At 38.2% G+C, this 7259-nt stretch carries 8 protein-coding genes; all 8 read right to left on the bottom strand.

Features of this window, described 5'->3' with window-relative positions; all coding sequences use genetic code 11:
• The coding region (locus BMZ99_RS18880; RefSeq protein ID WP_139214800.1) for a transposase at positions 1-262 on the bottom strand (262 nt) is incomplete at its 3' end.
• A 113-nt stretch (positions 263-375) separates the two neighbouring features.
• Positions 376-1932 (bottom strand): DUF4127 family protein, encoded by a 1557-nt coding sequence (locus tag BMZ99_RS18875; RefSeq protein WP_090941086.1) that lies wholly within the window; start codon positions 1930-1932, stop codon positions 376-378.
• On the bottom strand, positions 1925-3619 hold the full coding sequence (locus tag BMZ99_RS18870) for a hypothetical protein (protein ID WP_090941083.1): 1695 nt from the start codon (positions 3617-3619) through the stop codon (positions 1925-1927). Before BMZ99_RS18870 ends, BMZ99_RS18875 begins: the two co-directional genes overlap by 8 nt.
• Before the next feature lie 23 nt (positions 3620-3642).
• Complete coding sequence (locus BMZ99_RS18865; protein WP_090941080.1) at positions 3643-4053, bottom strand: divergent PAP2 family protein; 411 nt, start codon at positions 4051-4053, stop codon at positions 3643-3645.
• A 12-nt stretch (positions 4054-4065) separates the two neighbouring features.
• Positions 4066-4410, bottom strand: coding sequence for an SMR family transporter (locus tag BMZ99_RS18860; protein ID WP_090941077.1), 345 nt, complete (start codon positions 4408-4410; stop codon positions 4066-4068).
• Positions 4411-4447: 37 nt separating this feature from the next.
• Positions 4448-5329, bottom strand: a complete 882-nt coding sequence (locus BMZ99_RS18855) for a decaprenyl-phosphate phosphoribosyltransferase (protein ID WP_245755050.1) — start codon at positions 5327-5329, stop codon at positions 4448-4450.
• Between the two features lie 17 nt (positions 5330-5346).
• The gene (locus BMZ99_RS18850) at positions 5347-6468 is read right to left on the bottom strand and encodes an iron-containing alcohol dehydrogenase (protein WP_245755049.1); all 1122 of its coding nucleotides are present in this window, start codon (positions 6466-6468) and stop codon (positions 5347-5349) included.
• A gap of 294 nt (positions 6469-6762) precedes the next feature.
• The gene (locus BMZ99_RS18845; RefSeq protein WP_090941069.1) at positions 6763-7230 is read right to left on the bottom strand and encodes a hypothetical protein; all 468 of its coding nucleotides are present in this window, start codon (positions 7228-7230) and stop codon (positions 6763-6765) included.
• Between the last annotated feature and the right edge of the window lie 29 nt (positions 7231-7259).

The raw sequence follows: 7259 nt of genomic DNA, 5'->3' as shown, positions 1-7259 counted from the left end.
GTTCTAGTTTACGGCTGGAGTAGATGCCGTTCATGTATCCATACACGAGAACTTTAAACAACCGTTTCGGTGATTTCTCGATTCTCCCCATGCGAGAGTACGCGGCGTACAATTTTCTGTAATCCATCCCTTCCATTACCGCGTTGAGTAAGCGTACCGAATCTTCTGCCGGGATCATTTCGCCAATATCCATGGGCAGAAGAAATAGTTGATAGGTATCCTCGTTTACTGTATAATCTGGTTGTAAATTCTTTTTCGTCATAAATTTGATTTTACAACAAAAAACGGCTTCTGACTCTTGTCAGTTGCCGTTTTTTGTTGCTTTTGGAGGCTGGCTTAATGCGACAGCCCCTTCTTCATTTATGCACTTTACAGCTATTTTGCTTTCACATCTACTTCAAACATGCGATTCCAAGGGAAAGAAACTTCTACTTTTTCCAGCGGAAACTCAGTTAAATTTTGCTGAGCAAAATTTTGTATGCGTTTAGTAACATCTTGGGTAAGGGCTGGGCGCATTTCATTTAATTGTACATTGCTGATTCCTTGAGGAATTAACACTTCATTCATTAGATCACTGCGCACATTGGCTTGATACGCCCAATCATCTAAAAGTCGGACAGCAATTAGATTATTTTTGTCAGCTGCTGTCATGCGCTGCGCGAAAGCAGCTTGTCCAATGGTATAACCAATGGTATTGCTGGCTGTATTCCAGCCAGAATAAGATTCTAACTGAGACGCCAATTTGTTATTGGTCATTTCTTTCATAAAAGCATTATCGGAACCATTAGCAAACGAAATATCTGCCACCGCTACTTTTCGTCCAGCTTGTAAATAGCCTTGAATCTGTTTTACAAAGGCAAGGGTTTCTTTACTGGCTTTTGTTTTATTTGATTCCATGCCGGCTTCTCTAGTCCAGCCATCTATGGGTGTATTGACAGCCAAAATCATATCGGCTGATTTATCCGATAATAAAGGTACAAAACCAGCAGCAAATAAATGATCTCTTACATTTTTTCCAACAGGAGTATCTTCATAAGAAGGAATGGTCTTATTACCAGCACCTTGCGTATAAATTACAGAAACCGTGGGGATGGTGAAGGTCAAATCATTCACGGCTCTCGTCAGCATGAGCATTCCTAACTGATCTGCGCCTGGAAAAGAAGAATATTTGCTGGCAGATAAATCCGCTGCTTCTTTACTTAGCCATCTGGATTCCTGATGGGATCTCGACAGCGGGGAACAATCATCACGACCAATCAACAAGTAATTAAAGAGATTGTCTTTTGCAGCATAAACAAGCTGTAAATTTGCTTTAAAATTCTTTTCACGCCTGTTTACCCAATCTTCCATAATATCCTTCGGAACTTGCGCATTTAATGTTTCTAATTCTTTCTTTTCTTTTTTATTTAACTTTTCCATTTCACTTTTATCTTGAAGAGCATGAATACGGAAAATTGCAGGTCCATAAGTTTCGTAATACGCCGGTTCTACCCCGCCACTGGAAGCATGGGGACTACGCATAATCGTACTGAATACATATATGCGTGCAGAAGGATTCAATTCCTTTAGTTTTTGAAAATTTGCCACTCTTTCCAGCAGCACGTCTTCACTGATTTCATGAGTTCTAGAAGCAACCAATCCTCCATAGATCAGTGCATCGGCTGATACTACGACTCCGTCTGCTTCTTTCGCATGGGCAAAGACCCATTCCCATAGTTGGTCGGGATTTGCACTTCTCGTTCTGGCGGCAAGAGAATCTTCCGGCGGAACGAGAATATCAAATCCACCTTTTTTTACGGTATCAACTACGTATTCATTACTTACAGGGCGATTGTCAAAAGGAACATACATAAGGGTTTGGGCATATCCTGGCACATGGATAAAGAATAGCAGAAGAAAAATTGCTGTCAAAATACTTTTTTTATTATTCATGTTTATCCATCCTTTCTTTTTCAAAAATAGTTGCTAATGATTGTTCTTTCGCTGGAGCAGTTAAATAGTTGTACCTCATGACCTCTATATTCATATCAGCAATATCTGCCGGTGCATCCACAAAAGAAATATTGTTTTGAGCAAATCGCACATAGTTCGAAGTAAACTCGCCAAAACATACATTGATGGGATTACGATACGCAGCAATCTCTTTTAATTCTTGCCTTAGCGCCTGGGTACAGTAATAATTGCCAAGAATATAGGGATAAGAAATTAAGGCCAGATTGATCACAGCCGCTCCTGCTAGAATCCCTCCGAGATAACGAACTGCTTTTTTTTGATTGGACCAAGCAAGGAGTGCAAGGCAAATACAGGCGTACCAAATTTGCGGCACATATCGTGCCCACCAAGATTCCGGATTTATGAGCGCCGATATCATAATGCTCACGACCAAACCTACCCCATAAAATGTATCTTTCTTAAGAGACCCTAATAAGAATAGTAAGATAAGACCACTAAGCACCAGCATACCGCTAAACCAAGGACCAAATCCTCCAATTCGAATATCCGCACCATAAATAAAAGGTCTAAGTTCTTGTGCAGTGACATAAAAAGGAGGTTTTACCACGGGTTCTTCCCTATCAAACTGATTTGTAGCCATAGAGAAATTAGCAACATATAGTTTCTTTATTCCACTCATTTGCAAAAAACCCTTTGGGGAATTACTGGTCATAATATCCATCGACTTGGATCCTGCTCCATATAATGGATAGAAAGGATGCTTGTAGAAAAGACTATTGGTGACATACGGATTATAACCAAGTATGCAAATCCCCGCAACAAAAGCAATAAATGCTGATTTCCCAAGACTCTGATAACTTTCTCGTTTCTTTAGCAGCCATAGCCAACCACCCATTAACCCTATACAGGCAACAGCATATACAATACCGGTAAATTTTACATTTACCAACAAACCAATGCTCATGATAAAACCAGCTAAAACAAATATATCATACTGCCTGATCATTTGATATGATAAAGCCAGTAAACATAATAATAACGATGCCAGCTGTCCATCGATGTAAAAGCTTAAGGATTGATAGATGCTTACCGGATTTAAAGCCAATAGCAAGCTAAAAAATATAGTTTGATTTCTACTGTATCTCTGGCTATTTTGCAGCGCAGAAAATGTTAATAGAAAAGATGCTGTGATTAATATCAAATTAAAGGCTTTACTCTGTTCAATTTGCCCTGTTATTGTATATAAGGCCGCTTCATAAATCCATGGCCCTTTTGCATAGTGATTTAGCAGCATAGCCGATTGAGATTGCTCTTTAGTCAAATATTGCTGAAAAGGATTCCAATGATTAGCCAGCTGTATGACTGCTTCTTGATGATACACTTGTCCATCATAGGAGATATCATAAAACAAACCACTTACCAGCATAAAAAAGTACATTAACACTATGGACAGGCTCCCTATAGTAAGAGTCCATTTCCATTTATTTTCTTTTCTATAAAAAATTCCACTAATAAAAACAAAAATAAGACTACCAGCGGCTGATAGCCATAAATGAATGGGCAGCAAGGGTATGCCTATTCCAAATCCCACAGCTGATAGCGTTAAAATAAAAAACATAAAAGACAATAAGGTTAGCCCTAATATAAAAGAAAAGCTTCCTATCATAGATTTCCTCCCACATGAATCTGTTACATACGGTAAAAAACAAACGCCAATACGAATCCTACTATAAGCCCTCCCAAGACTTCAAAGGGAGTATGACCCTGCCGCTCTCTTAATGGCTTTGCAATTTGATGAGGTCCTATATGCTGATTGATCATCGCAGCCTGTTTTCCTAAAGCCCGTCTGATCCCCATTGCATCAAATATGGTAATCATAAGCACTGCTATGCCCAAACTAAATACTGGCTGATTGATACCTTCTGATAATCCAATAAAAAAAACTGTACTGCTAATGACAGTGGTGTGAGTACTTGGAAATCCCCCATTGCCAATTAAGGTGACAGCCTCTCTTCGAAATCGAATATAATTTACGATAAATTTTACTGTGCCAGCTACAAACCAAGCAATAACAGGCAGTACTGCATATCTATAATCCAATGTAACACCCTCCTAGGATCTAGCGACTAAGATAATACCTGCGATAATAAAGAGCATTCCCCCCATCCTTAGCCAGTTTATTGGTTCATGAAAAATAAAATAGGAGGCAATAAATACTAGAACATAGCCTAAACTTATCATAGGATAAGCATAACTAAGTTCTACTTTTTTCAAAGCCATAATCCATAAAATTGTGCTGATACCATACAAAAATAGTCCTAGCACAATCGGCCATTTGATTTTTTCGAGTATAGTAACACCAGGATTTTGAACCAGTTGCATGGCTCCCAATTTAAAAGCAATTTGCCCTACTGCACCAATGATTACCGAGATAATAATTAATAGTAAATCTTTCATTTACATGCTACCTCACTACTAAATTTCATTAAGATTTTTATTCAAAATAATATAAAATAGACACAACCATAGCAGCAAACAATATAACTGTTCCTAAAATATGACTATCTTCTACCAGTACTTTTTCAGGTCTTCCGCCTTGTCCTTCTATATGAATTAAATAAAGATAGCGAAAAATCCCATACATGACGAGAGGAATGGTCCACATTAGATGAATGGTATGACCTGAAGTAAAGGTAAATAAAGAATAGCTCATAATCGCTGCTGTAGTAACAATACTATTTAATTGATCCAACAATTCAGGAGAATATTGCTCTAACACCTTACGGTGCTCACCTTTATGATGACTGAGCAAATATAGTTCATGCCTGCGTTTGCTGATGGCCAAAAACAAAGCCAATAGCATAGTACAAATTAAAAACCAAGGAGTAAAAGAAACATTAATAGCTAATCCTCCCCCAATGGCCCGCAAAACAAAACCAAAGGCAATCACCATAATATCAATAATCACAATTCGCTTTAACTTCATCGAATACGCTACATTCACCATAAAATATCCCAAAAGTAACAGACTCAGCAAAGGCTCTGCTATAAATGCTGCTGTAAGTGAGCAGCCTAATAAAACACTCCCAAACAGTAATGCCCCCAAAGGATGCAATTTGCCTGAAGCAATGGGACGATGACATTTCTCCGGATGTCTGCTATCGGCTTCCCGATCAAGATAATCGTTTATAATATAAACGCAGCCTGATGTTGTACAAAACAAAATAAAAGCAACAGCTGATTGTACCAGCATATCTACAGATACAGTTTTAATGGAAAAAATCAAAGCAGCAAACACTAACAAATTTTTTGTCCATTGTTTTGGACGCAATACCATTAGATAGGGCAAAATTTTGTCAACATCTTTTTTTATCATTGTCTGCTCCAAAAGACTCATTTATAAAACGCCCCGTTATAAATCTTCTCCACAATCCCCGGAATTTCCCCTGCCGGATCATTGGACAAGTTACCTGTTACTTTACTTGCTAAATAACTTACATCCGCTTTTGTTAAAGAAAAATCCGCCAAACTAGGATTTATATTTATACTTTGCCTAAATTGACGATAAACATTCATAAATTCCTTCTTACTAGTGCATCTTGTGCCTGATAATGCTTCTCCAATATGATTGAACTTCTCTTTGGAAATCTCATAAGTCAAATCGATCCAGCTTTCAAAGAGAGCCATTAATCCGCTGCCATGACTGCTGTTGGTTTTTACACCGATTGGATACTGTAAACGATGAGGCAGGCACGTACTGGAATTCGCTAAATTGAACCCCATCAGCATACTGGCATACATCATATAGGTACGAGCAGTACCATTTTCACCATCCGCTAAGGCCTGAGGCAAATATTGCCCTACTAATTGTATTGCTTTTAGAGAATTACTGCCAACCAAAGGACTTAACCCACTTTTGGAAATATAGGTCTCTACCCCATGAGCAAATACATCAAAACCGGTTTCTACTGTAATTTCTGGTGATAAAGACATTGTCAGTTCTGGATCAACGATAGCAATAGCAGGAAAAAAATCGCTATGACGAAAGCTAGTCTTAGTGCCAGTACTCTCGTCGGTTAAAATCGCCGCCCAATTGGTTTCAGATCCTGTACCTGCCGTAGTAGGAATCGCTACAAGAGGAATATCAGCATGAGTAATCGGCAATTGACCCAATAAATAAGGTTCCACTTTTTCTCCTGTTGACAAACCAAGAAGAATAGCTTTCCCAGCATCAATAGCACTGCCGCCGCCCAGGGCTACTACAACCTCAGGCTGCCAGCCAGAAAATTTCTTAACACAAGCGTTGACCTCACTAGCCAGAGGATTGGCACTAATTCCTTCAAATACCATGGATTCAATTCCTTGGTCAGCAAGACCGTCTACTAATCTCTTGGTAAAGCCATATTTATTCATCGCATATTTACCTGTAACAATCAGTACCTTTTTGCCAAGAGGTTTGATATAAGCAGGAGCCTTTTCAAACTCACCGCATCCAAAGAATATTTTAGTTGGCATATAATAAGTAAAATGCATGGCATTCAACTCCTATTTATTTATTAACTCATTCATTACTATACTAAAAATATCGTATAGTGAAAAGTAAAAGTTTCAATTGCACATAAGAAAAATGCTGACTCGTCCTTAAAACGAATCGAAGCAAAAAGACACAAAGGGTTAATTAATAACTTTTTTTCCGTGCTCTCCTTTATGTGCCGCGAGCGGCTGCATTGTGCTTTTGTAATTCATTACTTTTTTACAAAAAAACTCTGGTAGAATAGCATACACTATTTTACCAGAGTTTTAGGAGTATTATATATTGGCAAGCAGCTGCTGCAATACTTTGTATTTGGCACCATTATAGATTTGGTCAAAATCTACAATATACCATTCACCATTTATTTTTTCCAGGCCTACTGGTTTAATACTCATTTTGAAAGTATTTTGCTCCTGAATTGTTGCAATAACAGCTGCATAGTTACTTTCTTGTGCAACTTGCTTAATCGATACAATGTTGGCATTCTTAATTTCTTGAATTCCAGATTGTCCCTTCATAAACTTTAACACAGTTTTAGGATCATTCTTAGAAGCATTTGATACATATAAACTAGCTTCTGACATACGGTTATTCTTAGCTGCGTCAAAAAAAGTGGTTACTGTTTCTGTCGTACTCAATCCAGATACACGTTTAACTCCTGACGAGCCGCCACAGCCTGCCACTACTATCATAAGGACTAACATACTTACAGCCAATAGCACTCTTACATTGTTCTTAAACATTCCTTATTCCCCTTCTTTACAAACTAACA

It is taken from the genome of Pelosinus propionicus DSM 13327 (genome assembly GCF_900114615.1).
Lineage (GTDB): Bacteria > Bacillota > Negativicutes > DSM-13327 > DSM-13327 > Pelosinus > Pelosinus propionicus.
Note: the sequence above shows the minus strand (reverse complement) of the source record. Positions and strands in the feature narration are given on the sequence as shown.